Source organism: Synechococcus sp. WH 8016 (assembly GCF_000230675.1).
Taxonomy (GTDB): Bacteria; Cyanobacteriota; Cyanobacteriia; order PCC-6307; family Cyanobiaceae; genus Synechococcus_C.
Map to the genome: position 1 here is coordinate 231,329 of NZ_AGIK01000004.1, position 17,074 is coordinate 248,402.

Annotated in this window: 16 protein-coding genes, 2 tRNA genes and 3 rRNA genes; 12 read left to right on the forward strand and 9 right to left on the reverse strand. The window is 54.3% G+C overall.

The features are described 5' to 3' along the window. Positions 1-48: 48 nt before the first annotated feature. Both SYN8016DRAFT_RS11170 and SYN8016DRAFT_RS11175 read left to right on the forward strand, forming a co-directional pair. Positions 49-396 (forward strand): hypothetical protein, encoded by a 348-nt coding sequence (locus tag SYN8016DRAFT_RS11170; RefSeq protein ID WP_006854524.1) that lies wholly within the window; start codon positions 49-51, stop codon positions 394-396. Positions 397-465: 69 nt separating this feature from the next. Then, positions 466-693: a hypothetical protein gene (locus SYN8016DRAFT_RS11175; RefSeq protein WP_006854525.1), complete on the forward strand. Its 228-nt coding sequence runs from the start codon at positions 466-468 to the stop codon at positions 691-693. On the opposite strand, the gene SYN8016DRAFT_RS11180 is transcribed toward SYN8016DRAFT_RS11175, so the two are convergent. After that, positions 671-874 (reverse strand): hypothetical protein, encoded by a 204-nt coding sequence (locus SYN8016DRAFT_RS11180; protein WP_006854526.1) that lies wholly within the window; start codon positions 872-874, stop codon positions 671-673. The genes SYN8016DRAFT_RS11175 and SYN8016DRAFT_RS11180 overlap by 23 nt on opposite strands. A gap of 51 nt (positions 875-925) precedes the next feature. On the opposite strand from SYN8016DRAFT_RS11180, the gene SYN8016DRAFT_RS11185 reads away from it, so the two are divergent. Together SYN8016DRAFT_RS11185 and SYN8016DRAFT_RS11190 are read left to right on the forward strand one after the other, a co-directional pair. After that, positions 926-2,674 (forward strand): ABC-F family ATP-binding cassette domain-containing protein, encoded by a 1,749-nt coding sequence (locus SYN8016DRAFT_RS11185; protein WP_006854527.1) that lies wholly within the window; start codon positions 926-928, stop codon positions 2,672-2,674. Between the two features lie 117 nt (positions 2,675-2,791). After that, positions 2,792-2,977, forward strand: coding sequence for a hypothetical protein (locus SYN8016DRAFT_RS11190; RefSeq protein ID WP_006854528.1), 186 nt, complete (start codon positions 2,792-2,794; stop codon positions 2,975-2,977). A gap of 19 nt (positions 2,978-2,996) precedes the next feature. Here SYN8016DRAFT_RS11190 and SYN8016DRAFT_RS11195 read toward each other — a convergent pair whose 3' ends face one another. Continuing rightward, positions 2,997-4,136: a trypsin-like peptidase domain-containing protein gene (locus SYN8016DRAFT_RS11195; RefSeq protein ID WP_170952828.1), complete on the reverse strand. Its 1,140-nt coding sequence runs from the start codon at positions 4,134-4,136 to the stop codon at positions 2,997-2,999. Between the two features lie 170 nt (positions 4,137-4,306). Between SYN8016DRAFT_RS11195 and SYN8016DRAFT_RS11200 the strand changes: the two genes are divergently transcribed. From SYN8016DRAFT_RS11200 to SYN8016DRAFT_RS11230, 8 genes are all read left to right on the forward strand, one after another. Continuing rightward, positions 4,307-4,564, forward strand: a complete 258-nt coding sequence (locus SYN8016DRAFT_RS11200; protein ID WP_038014635.1) for a DUF2973 domain-containing protein — start codon at positions 4,307-4,309, stop codon at positions 4,562-4,564. Between the two features lie 58 nt (positions 4,565-4,622). Next, complete coding sequence (locus SYN8016DRAFT_RS11205; protein ID WP_006854531.1) at positions 4,623-5,006, forward strand: hypothetical protein; 384 nt, start codon at positions 4,623-4,625, stop codon at positions 5,004-5,006. Between the two features lie 228 nt (positions 5,007-5,234). Further along, positions 5,235-7,793 (forward strand): ATP-dependent helicase HrpB, encoded by a 2,559-nt coding sequence (gene hrpB, locus SYN8016DRAFT_RS11210; RefSeq protein ID WP_006854533.1) that lies wholly within the window; start codon positions 5,235-5,237, stop codon positions 7,791-7,793. 89 nt (positions 7,794-7,882) lie between these two features. Beyond that, complete coding sequence (locus tag SYN8016DRAFT_RS11215) at positions 7,883-8,026, forward strand: chlorophyll a/b-binding protein (RefSeq protein WP_006854534.1); 144 nt, start codon at positions 7,883-7,885, stop codon at positions 8,024-8,026. Positions 8,027-8,132: 106 nt separating this feature from the next. Next, the gene (locus SYN8016DRAFT_RS15105; protein ID WP_173362182.1) at positions 8,133-8,315 is read left to right on the forward strand and encodes a hypothetical protein; all 183 of its coding nucleotides are present in this window, start codon (positions 8,133-8,135) and stop codon (positions 8,313-8,315) included. After that, a complete protein-coding gene (gene xseA, locus SYN8016DRAFT_RS11220; RefSeq protein WP_006854536.1) occupies positions 8,305-9,477 on the forward strand; it encodes an exodeoxyribonuclease VII large subunit in 1,173 nt (390 codons plus the stop codon). The genes SYN8016DRAFT_RS15105 and xseA overlap by 11 nt, the downstream gene beginning before the upstream one ends. A gap of 5 nt (positions 9,478-9,482) precedes the next feature. Beyond that, a complete protein-coding gene (gene xseB, locus SYN8016DRAFT_RS11225; RefSeq protein WP_006854537.1) occupies positions 9,483-9,767 on the forward strand; it encodes an exodeoxyribonuclease VII small subunit in 285 nt (94 codons plus the stop codon). Then, positions 9,760-10,116 carry a DUF2834 domain-containing protein gene (locus tag SYN8016DRAFT_RS11230; RefSeq protein WP_006854538.1) on the forward strand — a complete coding sequence of 119 codons (357 nt, stop codon included), beginning with the start codon at positions 9,760-9,762 and terminating at the stop codon, positions 10,114-10,116. The genes xseB and SYN8016DRAFT_RS11230 overlap by 8 nt, the downstream gene beginning before the upstream one ends. 4 nt (positions 10,117-10,120) lie before the next feature. On the opposite strand, the gene SYN8016DRAFT_RS11235 is transcribed toward SYN8016DRAFT_RS11230, so the two are convergent. The 7 genes from SYN8016DRAFT_RS11235 to SYN8016DRAFT_RS11265 all read right to left on the reverse strand — a co-directional run bounded on the left by SYN8016DRAFT_RS11235 (position 10,121) and on the right by SYN8016DRAFT_RS11265 (position 16,920). Continuing rightward, entirely contained in the window at positions 10,121-10,471 is a 351-nt protein-coding gene (locus tag SYN8016DRAFT_RS11235; protein WP_006854539.1) for a hypothetical protein, read from the reverse strand. Between the two features lie 51 nt (positions 10,472-10,522). Further along, on the reverse strand, positions 10,523-11,455 hold the full coding sequence (locus tag SYN8016DRAFT_RS11240) for a YihY/virulence factor BrkB family protein (RefSeq protein WP_006854540.1): 933 nt from the start codon (positions 11,453-11,455) through the stop codon (positions 10,523-10,525). A 98-nt stretch (positions 11,456-11,553) separates the two neighbouring features. After that, positions 11,554-11,670, reverse strand: a 5S ribosomal RNA gene (gene rrf, locus SYN8016DRAFT_RS11245). Positions 11,671-11,784: 114 nt separating this feature from the next. Next, positions 11,785-14,650, reverse strand: a 23S ribosomal RNA gene (locus SYN8016DRAFT_RS11250). 445 nt (positions 14,651-15,095) lie between these two features. After that, positions 15,096-15,168: transfer RNA gene (locus tag SYN8016DRAFT_RS11255), tRNA-Ala, on the reverse strand. A 9-nt stretch (positions 15,169-15,177) separates the two neighbouring features. Beyond that, positions 15,178-15,251 (reverse strand) — tRNA-Ile (locus tag SYN8016DRAFT_RS11260). 184 nt (positions 15,252-15,435) lie between these two features. Then, positions 15,436-16,920, reverse strand: a 16S ribosomal RNA gene (locus SYN8016DRAFT_RS11265). The 16S, 23S and 5S rRNA genes sit together here with 2 tRNA genes alongside, the layout of an rRNA operon. Between the last annotated feature and the right edge of the window lie 154 nt (positions 16,921-17,074).

Here is a 17,074-nt window from a genome sequence, read left to right on the forward strand (position 1 = left end):
TGATCCAACTGCAGGCCAGGCCCTCGGCCGCCCCATCCCAGGAGTGCCATGACCCATTCCAAAAGCCCAGACGTCAGCCCCCCCCAGCTACCAAGCCGTAGCAAGCCGGTCACGCGTAAAACAAACCGTCAAGGAGACGAGCGTCGTAAAACGCGGCGCCCAAGCCGAACCCCTGAGAACAGCGAAGTGCTGGTCTCAGCTGTCATCAGCACCTACCTGCTCACCCACCTTCATCACGTGCTCCAACGCGCTGAATACGGCGCCGTTCAAGATGGACGCCGCTCACAAGCTGCCAACTACGCCCAGCTACGCAAAGTGCTTTGCATGGATGCCCGCAGCATGGAAGACGCCTCAGCCTCAGGCCTGAAGGCAACGGAGCTCGACCAAGCTGCCTAGGCAGCGGCTTGGCAATGGGATGGCAGTTCGCGATGGTGTGAATAAGGTTTCGTCAGAAGCATCACGATCATGTCCAACGCAGCTGCTCTCTACGCACGCATTGAGAATGATCGAGACCTGAGCAAGGGGTTATTCAGACAGGCGCTTCAAAATCCCTCAGGAGCCCTCGACTCCATCTGCGAAATCGGCAATCAACTCAACTTGCCTGTCACGCTTCAAGAGGTGAAGGATCACCTCAATAGTCTCGATGACGAGATCACAAAGCAATGGCTGATCAAGGCGAGGGGAGGGCTTTGACCGCAGCGGATTCCGTCGCGTCGTTGGACGGCATGGATTGACCAGAGGGCGCTAACGCTGGCTTGGGGGCCGAGCGTTCGCGCACCCCTCCCCCTCCGGCCCAACTGAAAAACAACCAATAACTAATAACGGCCAGACCGGCTGCCACCACAAGGGCCGTGACCTGCTCCAGTCGTCGCATTGAGCCTGCTCCCAGCTCAAGCAGTCTGCCTGGAAACCCCGACGCGGGATGATGGGTTTTCCCTGCCTCCCCTCCGTGCTGCGACTTGAGCGAGTCGGCAAGATTTATCCCACCGGAGAAGTTCTACGGGATGTGACCTGGGAGGTCAAACCCGGAGACCGGATCGGCCTCGTTGGAGTGAATGGGGCAGGGAAGTCAACCCAGCTTCGGCTGATCGCTGGCATGGAAGAGGCCAGCAGTGGCCAAATCGTGAAGCAGGGCGAGCCAAGGATCGCTTACCTGCAGCAGGAATTCGATGTAGACCCCAGCCGCACGGTGCGAGAAGAACTGTTTCAAGCCTTTGGTGAGGCCGCCATCGTGCTGGGCAAACAAAAAAAAGTTGAATTGGAGATGGGCTCAGACCGAGCTGCGGCAGACCCCGATCACCTCGATGAGCTCATTCACGAACTAGGGCGACTGCAGACCCGATTTGAAGGTCTGCATGGCTACGAACTCGATGCACGCATCGACAAACTTCTCCCCACCATCGGGTTCAAGCTGGAGGAGGCAGACCGGCTGGTTTCGGACTACTCCGGCGGCTGGCAAATGCGCTTGGCTCTGGGAAAAATCCTCCTGCAAGACCCTGATCTGCTGCTTTTAGACGAGCCAACGAACCATCTCGACGTCGAAACGATTCAGTGGCTCGAGGGGTATCTCATCGAACAAAAGGCGGCCCTGGTCGTCATCAGTCATGACCGGACATTTCTGGATCGTGTGTGTAATCAAATTGTGAGCACAGAGCGAGGCGTATCAAGGGCTTACTGGGGAAATTACACCTCACACCTGGAGCAAAAAGCACTCGAGCAAGAAGCCTCACAAGCCGCTTTTGAACGGCAGCAAAAAGAGATCGCAACCCAACAGGCCTACATCGATCGCTTCCGCGCGAGTGCGACGCGCAGCACCCAAGCAAAAAGTCGGGAGAAGCAGCTGGACAAGGTGGAGCGGGTTGAGGCCCCGATTGAGTCAGTGAGTGGTCCCAGCTTCCGCTTCCCTCCAGCACCACGATCCGGTGCTCAGGTGGCTGTCATCGAGAACATGACGCACAGCTACGGGGAAAACATCCTTTTCATGGATGCTGAGCTCGAAATCGAGAGAGGTGATCGGATCGCCTTTGTCGGTCCCAACGGAGCCGGGAAATCCACCCTGCTGCGCTTGATCATGGGGGTCGAAACGCCTGATGAAGGGTCAGCACGGCTCGGGGAACACAACATCGTCGCTAGCTATTTCGAACAAAACCAGGCAGAAGCCCTTGATCTCAGCAAGACGGTGATCGAGACCATGTTCGAAGCCGTTCCTGATTGGACGCAAACACAGGTGCGTTCATTGCTTGGGAGTTTCTGTTTCAGCAACGACAGTGTTTTTAAAGATGTCGGCCAACTGAGTGGTGGGGAGAAAGCACGCCTAGCTCTTGCACTGATGTTGCTGAGCCCTTGCAATTTGCTAGTCCTCGATGAGCCCACAAACCATCTCGACATCCCTGCCAAACAGATGCTTGAAGACGCACTATGCGCCTACGAAGGAGCCGCTTTATTGGTATCGCATGACCGTTACTTCATCTCACGTGTGGCCAACCGGATCGTGGAGATTCGCGATGGCGAACTTGTGATTTATCGCGGAAATTATGCTTACTACCAAGATAAAAAGGCCGAAGAAAAAGCCGAAGCAGAGGCAAAACAGCTGATTGCAGAGAAAGAAGCCAAACGAAAAGCAAACAACGAAAAGCAAAAACAGCGCGCTTCCCGCAAAAAGAACGCTGCGTAGCAAGGCTTCTCGGCAATCGCAAGACGAAACTTCACACTTGGTTAGGCAGGAAGACTCATTTCCCTTTACCAGTTCAAACGGTGTGGATAGGCTGACATCACTGATCCCCGGTCGGCCATGAACAGCACCCATTCACTTCATGTCACTGCCGCAGGAACACCTTCAGCCATGGCTGAAAGCACTGAGCATGGACAGACGTGGGATGCGGTTGAGACCTACTTCGAGTGCATCACAACATGCTCCCTCGACGATGGGGAATGCATCACACGCTGCGTAGAACAGCTCAAAGACACAGACAGCTAAGTTTCAAACGAAGAGATGATTATTGACGCAAAGATGTCATCTCAACAGGTGTAATTGAAAGCGTAATCCGTTCACCAGAACGCATAACGTCAAGTTTTAGAGGTCGATCAACCCCATGGCGATCAATCGCCGAAACAACTTCAGCAGGATTGCTAATCGATTGACCTCCGATCGACACGATCACATCATCAACGCGCAGGTTTCCCCGATCGGCGGGGCCACCAGGTACGACGGATCGGATCACGGCTCCAGGAGGAGCCGTCATTCCTGGCCTGGGGGCAGGAACCGTTGAAAGGCCCACACCCACCATCGGATGGCTGGCCCTTCCCTGCTTGACGAGCTGACTGGCAATCGAACGTGCCCTGTTGATGGGGATTGCAAAACCGAGGCCGGCCCCTGGTCCTGAGCGAATAAGGGTATTGATTCCAATCACTTCGCCACGGGCGTTCAACAACGGGCCACCCGAATTACCAGGGTTAATCGCAGCGTCTGTCTGGATGAGATCAAGACGCTTTCCAGAAATTCCCAATTGCGACATATTGCGATTGAGATTGCTGACGATGCCCATCGTCACAGTGTTTTCAAGACCAAAGGGATTTCCCACAGCGATCGCCCAATCCCCCACTTGAAGACGATCGGAGTTGCCCAAGGGAGCCGTGGGCCATGGCCCCTTTGTTTCCAACTGCACAACGGCCAAGTCGGTCAGCGAGTCTTGACCAATCACCCGACCAGCAACGCGCCTGCCATCAGGCAGTCCCACCATCACCCGATCCGCATTCTCCACCACATGAGCGTTGGTCAAAACCAAACCTTGTTCATCAAAAATCACGCCGCTGCCCTGCCCGCGCTCGATCCTTGAACGCGGAGCCGCTTGAGCTTGCAACCCAAAGAAACGACGCAGGAATGGATCCGCCATCAAGCTCCGCGGAAGCCCACTCCCACCTGCCGTCCGGACAGTTCGCTGCGTGTCAAGCGTGACCACAGCCGGTCCACTGCGGGCGACAGCTTGGGCAACGAACGACGTCGGGGCGACGGCCGGCAAGGCAGCGGAGGCAACGGCTCGCGGCGGCTGGACCAACATCCCTGGGAATGCCAACGCACCAGCACAAACCAATGGGAGCAAAGGATTAGACACCGCCATGGACGCGATTTCTTTCATGAATTGAGTCACCGTGACCGTAGGCATTGAATCCCTAGAAAGACAGACCCATTTCCAACGATTTCATGACTGGATGCGACCAGGGTTCTGCCAATCAGCATCCGTTCATCCAAAAAGAGCGATGATGGATGGGATGGTTAGGCCCATCTCCGATTTCTGCGGTGATTGCCATGCTCAGCAGCCTGTTTCCCCTGATCTATGGACTGATCTTCATCGTCCTCCTGTGGCAAGCCTTTCGCGTGATGGGACGCGGGTTCAGTGCTGCTGGCAAACCGCTGGTCGCTGAGAACGTCGACCGAACAGGACGCCTCACGATTCATCCAGAACTCCTGGACGGAGAGGGACGCCTCACCGAAGAGGATCTTTTGACTGTGCGTTTTGGCGGCGATAGTGAACCACCCAATCCCACTTCGAAGCCCGGTGAATAGGTTGGGTTAATGGCAACTGCTTGAGTTGTCCGATTGACTCGTAGAGAGGGACTCCTAGGTGGACCAACGAACACGGATTGTGGCTGCGGTAATCAAATCCGTGAAACTGCCGCCCCGCTTTCGCTTAAGGCTTTTGAAAGAAGATCCTGTTCGGCTTGAGCTCAGCCTGACTCCTGCCTACGGGAAAGACCCCATTCAGGTGGGACTGGTGGAATCGTTGGATTTGGTGGCGCGCCGCGATAGGGAAGGACGCATTCCACGCGACCTACAAGGCACCTGGGACTGGACCGTGCGTCATGGCGATGTCAGCACGGGCGGCTGGAACCCTTATCTCAAGGAGGCGCTTCAAACCATGTTCGAAACAGGGCTTCCCGCCATCGTTTACGAAGAGCTCACGGGGGAGGAATACCACCCAGTTGACGGCGCACGGCACATTCGCTGACCGCCGCTGACCGCTGGCTTGGAGAAGTTGTGAAGCACTGCAACCAGGGGGCGAGAATCCTTCCGGAGCTCCGCTAAAACTGGATTGCATTCGGCCTTAAGGTTTTCTTCATGGCCTCGATTCCCGTTCGCTTTGGTCCTCTCGTGCGCCTCTTGGCTGCCTTCGGGGCCCTCAGCAGCATTTTGCTCCTTGGGATGATCAATTTCTTCAGCTGAAGGTCGAGAGTCATTGGGCGAGTTCCCGATTGATCCCTTACTGCCAAGACTGCGAGCCAGTCTTGTTCCAGGTGCCACGGTTTTATTGCAATCACCACCGGGTGCCGGCAAGACAACCCGGGTGCCCTTGGCACTGCTTGGAGAGATTGCCGGGACGCAGCCTCTGAGCGGACGCACCTTGATGCTTGAGCCCAGGCGGCTAGCGGCAAGGGCTGCTGCCACCAGGATTGCGATCAGCCTGCAGGAACCACTTGGGGAGCGTGTGGGGTATTCCGTGCGCCACGAGCAAAAGCGCTCCTCTCGGACGCGAATCGAAGCGATGACGGACGGACTCTTCCTCCGTCGACTCCAAAACGATCCCGAGCTCACAGGGATCAACTGCGTGATCTTTGATGAATTCCATGAGCGCAGCCGAAACAGTGAGTTAGCGCTTGCCTTGGTTCGGGAAGCGCAGGAGCTACTCAGGCCAGATCTTTGCCTGCTGCTGATGTCGGCAACGCTCGATCTCACCAACCTGCGCGCCCAATTGCCCCATGCCCAGGTCCTCACGAGCGAAGGGAAGGCCTTCCCTGTGGAGACGCAACACCTCTCGCCTCGACCGAATGAACGGCTCGAGGGACATGTCTTGCGTGCGATGGAACAGGAGATGAGCCTCTTGGCCAGCGCACAAGGCGGTGGCGATCATCCACCCTCCGTCTTGGTTTTCCTCCCTGGAGTGCGAGAGATCGAACGTTGCCGGCAGCGTTTACTCACATCAAGCCTGCTGAGCCAGTGGGAGGTGATCGCCCTGCATGGCAGGCAATCACTGGCTGAGCAGGGGCGAGCCCTGAAGCCTTGCGACCGCACACAGGCAGGACGGGTGATCTTGGCAACGTCCATCGCTGAAAGTTCCCTCACCCTGGATGGTGTGCGCCTCGTGATCGATTGCGGACTGACGCGTCACACCCAATTTGACCCTGGAACCGGAATGGAGGGACTGATCACCGTGCCAGCGAGTCAGGCCAGCGCTGATCAGCGACGCGGCCGTGCTGGACGCCAAAGCGCCGGTCGTTGCATCAGGCTTTGGTCCCCTGCGGAACAGCAACGACGGCCCGCTCACGACATTCCTGAATTGCAGCGCGCTGATCCCCAACCCACCGTGCTGGATCTCGCACTCTGGGGGGCTGGTTTAGGCGAATCCTTGCCTTGGATCGAACCCCCTCCGAAAGCCGCGCTTCAGGAAGGCCAACGGCAACTGCTTACGCTTGGAGCGCTGAATCCAGACGGACGCCCCACGGACACCGGGCAGCAATTGGCTCGGTTTGGTGCCCATCCACGCCTTGGATTGCTCCTTCTGCAAGCGCGGGCCTTGGGGCGACCACAAGTTGGAGCCGATCTCGCCGCCATCCTCAGTGAGCGAGATCTGCTCAGCCAGCACAATCACGGCAGCGATCTTTGGGCCCGCATGCTGTTGCTTCGCGATCAGAGGAGCTCATCGCGAATTTCAGGGGATCGTGCAGCAGCCGATCGCCTCAGAACAGTCCTCGATCAGAGCCGACGATGGCTCCAACAACTCGGTCAATTGGAGCAGGAGCAAGACCTCCAAGGCATGGAGGCCACAGACGAGCAGCTCGCAGCGCAGCTGGTTGCTACAGCTTTTCCAGAATGGGTTGCCATGGCCCGTCCAGGACAACGGGGACAATTTTTACTTCGCCAAGGGCGCGGTGCAGCTCTGCAGGTCAGCGATCCGCTCGATGGCGCTGAAGCCCTCGCGATTGCCCAGCTTGACCTCGGCGACACGCGAGCCAAGATCCGACTAGCACTCCCGCTGACACTCCAATGGGTTAAGGAGCTTGCAAATCAGAACGGTCACTGGCAAGAACGGGTGCTTTGGGATGAGCAAACCAAACGGGTCAGAGCGGAACGGGTCTTGCAGCTTGGTGCGCTGGAGCTCGAGAGACAGGTCCAACAACAGGCCTCTTGCGAGCAAAGTCGTGAGGTCTTGATCAAGCAACTCAGCAAGGAAGGCCTGTCGGCACTGCCCTGGAGCCAACGTACGGAGCAACTTCGTAGTCGTCTCGCTTTAGCCCACCAACAGTTAGGAGCCCCATGGCCACAACGCAGTCTCCAATATCTGGAAAAGAATCCCAACGCCTGGATTGGAGACATCCTGATGGGGTGGAGGGGCTGGGACGACGTCAAGGAAGAGGAACTGATCGAAGCCCTTTGGGGTGATCTCGCCTGGTCGAACCGGCAGCAACTCGATCAGCTCCTACCAACCCACATCAACATCCCCTCGGGGCGCCATGCAGCCCTGCACTATCAAAATGACGACATTGTCCTGTCGGTCAAGCTGCAAGAAATGTTTGGCTGCCTGGAGGGACCTGCTGTTTTGAATGGCCAACTCCCCGTGACGATTGAATTGTTATCGCCGGCAGGCCGTCCACTCCAACGCACGAGAGACCTGGCTGGGTTTTGGCATGGGAGCTATCAACAAGTGCGCAAAGAAATGCGCGGCCGCTACCCAAAGCATCCCTGGCCAGAGGATCCAGCCAAAGCCGAGCCCACGGCCAAAAGGAAAGCCCGATCCTGAAGCGCTTCTCCGGCCCCGTTAAACGTATCCGATGAAACAGTCAAGAGAACGCTACGGTTTGTTACGATGAATGAGTATCGGAGTTTCACATGTCTGACAACGCACCTCGCTTTGGTTTTGTAAATTTCGCTGAAACATGGAATGGCCGCCTGGCCATGCTCGGTTTCGTCATCGGTCTGGGCACCGAGCTTCTCACCGGTCAGGGCATCTTGACCCAAGTCGGCCTCGGCTGATTGATCTAAGGCTGGACTTTGTTTCTAGTGATCAGCCCCATCGAATATTTGGTGGGGTTTTTTTGTGGCAAGCACTCGTTAGGCCAGACTGAACGGATTCGCGTCGTTGGCAATGCTTCCCTTCTTTGCTAGCAATCGCCGAGAGGGAGCCAGGCTGTTGAGCAGCATGCTGGTGTTCCTGGCTATCGGATTGACACAGGTTCACCAGACGTGGGGCATCATCCTGACCATCGTCTCTGGGATCGTGAGCATTTATTGGGGATTGGCATACCAACGTCTTGAGCGCTGAATCGATTCCCACCTATTCCGTTCGCGAACTCAACAACGCGATCGGGGTTTTATTGGAACGGGGGTTTGCCCCTCGGTTTGTGATCCAAGCAACAGCGTCTAGGCCTCAAGTCAAAAAAGGCCATCTCTGGCTCACATTGAGCGATGGTGAGGCGAGCATCACGGCTGTGGCCTGGGCCTCAAAATTAAAGCAATTGGAGTTTGTCCCCGCCGACGGTGACGGAGTCACCGTGATTGGCAAGCTGAATTTTTGGTCTGCACGAGCAAGCCTGGCTGTGCAGGTTCTCGATATCAGGCCCAGCCTGACCACTGTGCTGAGGCGGTTTGAGACGGTCAAGGCACAATTGCTCGAAGAGGGCATCATTGATCCAAGCCGGCGACGCACGTTGCCGCCGTACCCCAAGCGGATCGCCGTGCTCACGAGCGTTCCGAGCTCAGCCCTCGCAGACATGTTGCGTACAGCAGAAGAGCGCTGGCCTTTAAGTGAGCTTGTTGTTGTGCCGATTCCCGTCCAGGGGGATGTGGCGCAGATCATTTGCGGAGTTCTCAGTCGCCTCGCGCAACAGCATCAGCAGCTCGGATTGGACGCGATCGTGATCGCCCGAGGAGGGGGGAGTCGAGAAGATTTGATGGTCTTCGATGATGCGGACGTTTGCCGCAGTTTGGCCACCTTCCCACTTCCCGTCGTCACAGGAATCGGACATGAAGATGACCTCACCGTTGCAGATCTCGTAGCAGACCATCGGACAGCAACACCGACAGCCGCCATGGTCACCCTGATGCCGAGCAAGGAGTCTGCGCGGCAAACAATCATTCAAAGACGCAACCGCCTGAGCGAATCCAAACGCTGGCGGTTAGAGCAAGCCAGCGCACGACTGAAAGACCGACAACTGCTGGTCCAGGCACTGAGGCCTGCTGTCGGCGTCCAACGTCGCCGAGATCAGTGGCAACAGCGCCAGCAATTGTTATGCGCTCTCTCCCCCCAACGATGGCTCAATAGGGGCTTTGCAATGCTCAACACAACGAAGGGGCACCCCCTGCAAAGCGTTTATGACATCAGCCCCAATCAACAGGTACAAATCCGCCTCAAGGATGGTGTGATTCAGGCCGTCGCCAAAACCATCCAAGCGGATGCAACGTCTGATGCAAAAGCATCTCTTTAACTGCCATGCCACGCAAAAAATCTGAGCCCTCAACCAAATCGGAACAAGACACTTGGAGAGAGGATGCTTCGAAGCTCAGCTATGAAGAAGCTCTGCAGGCTCTTGATGTGCTGCTTGGGCAATTACAAGACGATTCCATTCCCCTAGCCGAGCTACAGAGAAATCATGCTCGGGCCTCGATTTACCTGGATCGCTGTGACTTGCTTCTCAGCCAAGTGGAGCAATCAGTAAGGCAACTCGATCCAAATACTATGGAAGGACGAACTCTCGACCCGAGCAACCATGAATAAATCTCTTCCATGGGTTTACCTATTGCTAGCCATCCTTGGAGCCATCCTCCCTTGGCAAGCCAATCTCGAATTCATGCAAATGAATCCTGGTGGTGGATTTGATCTTCAGACATTTATCCAAGATGCCAATATCAATGCTGCATCCCGCTCTTTAAATAGGGACCTTTTAATTGCTGCATCAGCCTTTAGCATCTGGATCATTAGCGAAGGCAGAAAGCTACAGATCAAGGGCTGGTGGATTGCTTTGATTGTGAGCGTCAGTGTTTCCTTTGCTTGCGGTGGTCCACTCTTCCTCTATTTACGGGAACGCAAGCTAATAGAGATCAATTCCGAACAAGCTAACAAGTGAAACGTTAAGGATCTACGTCCTCAGCTTTGATATCGATCGTCACGTCGCTGGCAGGCAAGGAATCATCAACCGCTTTCGCCGAAGAGGCCCCAGATTTCTGGGAAGGGAGCGGAGATCCGCAAGCAGGGCATTGAGCATCGGTTGTCATCGTGCTCAAACCACAGGCCTCACATGTTCTGACCCGGCTCTGCAACACCTTCCAACCGATCCACCCCAAACCACCTAAGAGCACGGGTAGAGCAAGAAGGGTGATGAGGAGGCCTCCCGCCAAATCCAGCAAAACACGACCTGCTGCCGTAGGCAGCAGCAACAGAGCCAACAGAAGCAACCAAAGGAGTGGAGGGAAACGTCCCATTAATCAACACTCCAAACGAAGGATGCATTCATAATCGCTGCTTTTTTGCCTTCAAGCATGGCCCGATCTGTTCGGATCCCTGCCATGCCTGACAGAAGCCTTCGCAAGTTCAACACTCCAACATTGTCCAAAATAAATCACAACACCCACCATCCAAACCCATAAGGTAAGAACAAGAACACTGCCGATCACGCCATAGGCCTGAAAACGAGCGCCTAGAGAAAGAATGCTTCGGCTAACGGCAAGATTAAGAACAGTAAGACAAAAACCAATCAATAATGCACCTGGCATGAGCGGCTTAAAAGGAACTCGACGACTCGGAAGCAAAAATTGAAGCAGTAAAGCTGCAGCAGAGAATCCCAGAAATGGAACCATCAAGCGACCAAATTGCAGGACCGGGATACGAGAAAGGAATCCACCAAGCCAAGGGATCGCCAGCGATAGCTCAGTTAAAGCAGCCGTTGGAATCATTCGCACATTGGCGCTGAGTTGATCAAGAACAATTAAAAGTCCTATTAATATCACCACAAAGAAGGCTTCAAGCCGATTACGAATAAACTGGGCCGCTTGAAGCTTGAAAGGCAAGTTTCGTTGTTGCGAAGCGATTACACCATCCCATAGACGTTCAGATCCACGTTGCAAGGTGAGATACACATTCCCAGCAGTCAGTAACAACACACCAGCACCTAACAAACCAGCACCAAAGCCCTGACGGACTAACTGCATCAGCGTATTTTGCACAATCACAACTGCCGATGGAGGCAAAACCCCGCTTGCATAAGCAATAATCTGCCTCTCTAATACCTCTTGGCGACCAAGAAACCATGAGGCAATCGATAACGAAATCAGCAGAATAGGGAAGATCGACTGCAGTGTGTAATAAGCAAAAGCAGCACTCAAGTCAACGCAATCACATTTCGCCCAACGAAGGCAGGCACACCAAAGGCTACGAATCAACCGCCGCAGCGGCCTATGTTTAGCCATGGCAATTGATTGAACGAATCAGGACCAAAGTAACGCGAAATTAGGCACAAAAAAAGCCACCCCTTCAAGGGATGGCTTTCTTCGTTTGAAATGTTTTTACCTGGCATCGAGCTATTTTCTCAGGGGGCTACCCCCCAAATATCGTCGCCGCTGCTGCGTTTCACAACCGAGTTCGAGATGGATCGGAGTGGGTCCACAGCGCTATGGACACCAGGATAGAAACATTCCCAAGGGTTGAACCCTGAGAACTGCATAGTTTCATCATCTCCACTTTCGCTTTGATGATGACATCTGGATTAAATAAAGTCTTTTCAGGCAAGAACCAAGTGTTGGTCAAGCCCTCGGTCTATTAGTACTCCTCCGCTGCATCCATTACTGAACTTCGACGTAGAGCCTATCAACGGGTGTTCTTCCCGTGACCTTACTGGGTTACCCCATGGGAATACTCATCTTGAGGTGGGCTTCCCACTTAGATGCTTTCAGCGGTTATCCACTCCGCACATGGCTACCCAGCGTTTACCGTTGGCACGATAACTGGTACACCAGAGGTGCGTTCCTCCCGGTCCTCTCGTACTAGGGAGAAATCCTCTCAATATTCCTACGCATACACCGGATATGGACCGAACTGTCTCACGACGTTCTGAACCCAGCTCGCGTACCGCTTTAATGGGCGAACAGCCCAACCCTTGGGACCGACTTCAGCCCCAGGTTGCGATGAGCCGACATCGAGGTGCCAAACCTCCCCGTCGATGTGAACTCTTGGGGGAGATCAGCCTGTTATCCCTAGAGTAACTTTTATCCGTTGAGCGACGGCCCTTCCACTCAGAACCGTCGGATCACTAAAGCCGACTTTCGTCCCTGTTCGACTTGTAGGTCTCACAGTCAAGCTTCCTTCTGCTTTTGCACTCGTCGGCTGATTTCCAACCAGCCTGAGGAAACCTTTGCGCGCCTCCGTTACCTTTTAGGAGGCGACCGCCCCAGTCAAACTGCCCACCTGATACTGTCCGCTCCCCGGATAACGGGTGAACGTTAGAACCCTAGCTCTGAAAGAGTGGTATCTCACCATTGACTCCCTAGTACCCACGAGCACTAGATCAACGTCTCCCACCTATCCTGCGCATTCAGAGCCCGGGCACAATACCAAGCTACAGTAAAGCTTCATAGGGTCTTTCTGTCCGGGTGTATGTAGTCCGCATCTTCACAGACAATTCTATTTCGCCGAGCCTCTCTCCGAGACAGCGCCCTGATCGTTACGCCTTTCGTGCGGGTCGGAACTTACCCGACAAGGAATTTCGCTACCTTAGGACCGTTATAGTTACGGCCGCCGTTCACCGGGGCTTCAGTCGCCAGCTTCGCTTACGCTGACCGGCTTCCTTAACCTTCCGGCACTGGGCAGGCGTCAGCCCCCATACATCGTCTTGCGACTTAGCGGAGACCTGTGTTTTTGGTAAACAGTCGCCAGGGCCTCTTCACTGCGACCACATTGCTGTGGCACCCCTTCTCCCGAAGTTACGGGGCCATTTTGCCGAGTTCCTTAGAGAGAGTTACCTCGCGCACCTCGGTATTCTCTACCACCCCACCTGTGTCGGTTTCGGGTACTGGCAGTTATGCCTTAACGGGTATAGAGCTTTTCTTGGAAGCATGACATCACCAACTTCGCTGCCGTAGCAGCTCGTACTCACGCCTCAGCTCGGATCGTTTTCGCCGATCCTCAACGCCTCGAACGCTTGAACCAGTAACCAACATCTGGCTTGGCTAGCCTTCTCCGTCCCTCTTCCCAAAACATAACCGGTACAGGAATGTTGACCTGTTATCCATCGACTACGCCTTTCGGCCTCGCCTTAGGTCCAGACTAACCCTCCGCGGACGAGCCTGCCGGAGGAACCCTTAGGGTTTCGGTGCATGGGATTCTCACCCATGTTTTCGCTACTCAAGCCGACATTCTCACTTCTATGCAGTCCACGCCCGCTCACGCTAACGCTTCGCCCCACATAGAACGCTCCCCTACCATAAATCCGCAGCTTCGGTACAACACTTAGCCCCATTCATTTTCGGCGCAGGATCGCTCGACCAGTGAGCTATTACGCACTCCTTTGAGGATGGCTGCTTCTAGGCAAACCTCCTGGTTGTCTGGGCAATCCCACCTCCTTTATCACTTAGTGTTGATTTGGGGACCTTAGCTGGCGGTCTGGGCTGTTTCCCTCTCGACCATGGAGCTTATCCCCCACAGTCTGACTGCCTCGCTACACACAGGGTATTCAGAGTTCATCTCGATTTGGTACCGCTCTCGCAGCCCGCACCGAAATGGTGGCTTTACCCCCCTGCTGGAGCACGAGACGCTACGCCTCAACGTATTTCGGGGAGAACCAGCTAGCTCCGGGTTCGATTGGCATTTCACCCCTAACCACAGCTCATCCGCTGATTTTTCAACATCAGTCGGTTCGGACCTCCACTTGGTATCACCCAAGCTTCATCCTGGCCATGGTTAGATCACCCGGGTTCGGGTCTATAAACACTGACAAACGCCCTATTCAGACTCGCTTTCGCTATGGCTCCACCATTTCCGGTTTAACCCGCCAGTGCCTATAAGTCGCCGGCTCATTCTTCAACAGGCACACGGTCACCCTATGAGTAGGGCTCCCATTGCTTGTAGGCTCACGGTTTCATGTTCTATTTCACTCCCCTCCCGGGGTTCTTTTCACCTTTCCCTCGCGGTACTGTTTCGCTATCGGTCACACAGGAGTACTTAGCCTTACGAGGTGGTCCTCGCTGATTCACACGGAATTTCACGTGCTCCGTGCTACTCGGGATACAGCTAGGTCAGTTCAGTTTTCGTGTACGGGGCTTTCACCCTCTATGGCGTGTCTTTCAAACACTTCCACTAACATTCCTGATCCACGTTGCTGTCCCACAACCCCAATGGTCGAAACCATTGGTTTAGGCTCTTCCCCGTTCGCTCGCCGCTACTTAGGGAGTCGTTTTTACTTTCCTTTCCTCCAGCTACTAAGATGTTTCAGTTCGCTGGGTTGGCTCGCGCCAGCCTATAGATTCAGCTGGCCGTTCTAGGGGTTGCCCCATTCGGAAATTCCCGGATCAAAGCGTGTTTCCAGCTCCCCGAGACTTATCGCAGGTAACCACGTCCTTCATCGCCTCTGTGTGCCAAGGTATCCGCCGTGAGCCCTTTGTAGCTTGACCAATGTATCTCCAGCACGCTTGCTGTTGTTGAAACAGATTTTTCTAATTTCTAAAATTAGACTCTAAAAATAGCTCCTAAAACTAGAAATTAAAATCAAACTCTCAAACGCTCGACACATTTGAAAGAACATACTGGAGTCTCGGCTCTTGCTTTAGAATTAACATCACTCTTTCATGCGTTAACACGAAAAAATGATGCATCCATAAAGATGCTTTATTCTTTCCAGACTTAAACTATGCAGTTGTCAAGGTTCGGCTAGACATCAAAACAATGCATTAATCTCTCAATACATTGCATCGAGCCCAGCATCCTATCAATCAAATCATGGAATCATTTCCATAGCTTAAAATGACAAGAAGCTAGGGTCATCTAGCGGACAAATCTAAATCACAATCCATACGAGTTCATACTCCAGGTTTTGGAGATGGGGATTTTGGTAGTCAGTGGAGGTTAGGAGACTCGAACTCCTGACATCCTGCTTGCAAAGCAGGCGCTCTACCAACTGAGCTAAACCCCCTACACCGAATGGGCCATCCTGGACTTGAACCAGGGACCTCACCCTTATCAGGGGTGCGCTCTAACCACCTGAGCTAATGGCCCAGGAGTCTCATCCCTAATGGGTTGTGAACTAGACAAAGTTTAGGAACTAAAAATCTACACTAAGCAGACAACCATTGCTGGAACTCTCTTAGCTTCAAAGTTGAGGTACCGATCGACCTAAGGTGACAGGATTTTGGCCTAAGAATAAATAACTCAGACATCAAAATCGTTGTTTGTCTCCCTGTTAGGAGGTGATCCAGCCGCACCTTCCGGTACGGCTACCTTGTTACGACTTCACCCCAGTCATCAGCCCCACCTTCGACGTCCTCCTCCACAAGGGTTGGAGTAACGGCTTCGGGCGTGGCCAACTTCCATGGTGTGACGGGCGGTGTGTACAAGGCCCGGGAACGTATTCACCGCAGTATGCTGACCTGCGATTACTAGCGATTCCTCCTTCACGTAGGCGAGTTGCAGCCTACGATCTGAACTGAGCCACGGTTTATGGGATTTGCTTGTCCTCGCGAACTTGCTGCCCTTTGTCCGTAGCATTGTAGTACGTGTGTAGCCCAGGATGTAAGGGGCATGATGACTTGACGTCATCCACACCTTCCTCCGGTTTATCACCGGCGGTCTCTCTAGAGTGCCCAACTAAATGCTGGCAACTAAAGACGTGGGTTGCGCTCGTTGCGGGACTTAACCCAACATCTCACGACACGAGCTGACGACAGCCATGCACCACCTGTCACTGCGCTCCCGAAGGCACTCTCAAGTTTCCAAGAGATTCGCAGGATGTCAAACCCTGGTAAGGTTCTTCGCGTTGCATCGAATTAAACCACATACTCCACCGCTTGTGCGGGCCCCCGTCAATTCCTTTGAGTTTCACACTTGCGTGCGTACTCCCCAGGCGGAACACTTAACGCGTTGGCTACGACACCGGAGGGGTCGATTCCCCCGACACCTAGTGTTCATCGTTTACGGCCAGGACTACAGGGGTATCTAATCCCTTTCGCTCCCCTGGCTTTCGTCCATGAGCGTCAGTGATGGCCCAGCAGAGCGCCTTCGCCACTGGTGTTCTTCCCGATATCTACGCATTTCACCGCTACACCGGGAATTCCCTCTGCCCCTACCACACTCAAGCCCAACAGTTTCCACTGCCATGATGGAGTTAAGCTCCACTTTTTAACAGCAGACTTGAAGGGCCGCCTGCGGACGCTTTACGCCCAATAATTCCGGATAACGCTTGCCACTCCCGTATTACCGCGGCTGCTGGCACGGAATTAGCCGTGGCTTATTCATCAAGTACCGTCAGATCTTCTTCCTTGATAAAAGAGGTTTACAGCCCAGAGGCCTTCATCCCTCACGCGGCGTTGCTCCGTCAGGCTTTCGCCCATTGCGGAAAATTCCCCACTGCTGCCTCCCGTAGGAGTCTGGGCCGTGTCTCAGTCCCAGTGTGGCTGATCATCCTCTCAGACCAGCTACTGATCGATGCCTTGGTGAGCTCTTACCTCACCAACTAGCTAATCAGACGCGGGCTCATCCTCAGGCGAAATTCATTTCACCTCTCGGCATATGGGGTATTAGCGGCCGTTTCCAACCGTTATCCCCCTCCTGAGGGCAGATTCCCACGCGTTACTCACCCGTCCGCCACTAACCCGAAGGTTCGTTCGACTTGCATGTGTTAAGCACGCCGCCAGCGTTCATCCTGAGCCAGGATCAAACTCTCCGTTGTAGATCAATCCCTTTTGGCTTTCACCTCAGATTGACTTGCTTCACCCACATCCCAGCACTGGCGTACTGGCTGCAGTTGTCGCCCCCTTCCTCTGACAGAAGGATTCACAAGAGTGCAAATTTAGAATTTCTTCTTCGTTTGACTTTCCAGGATC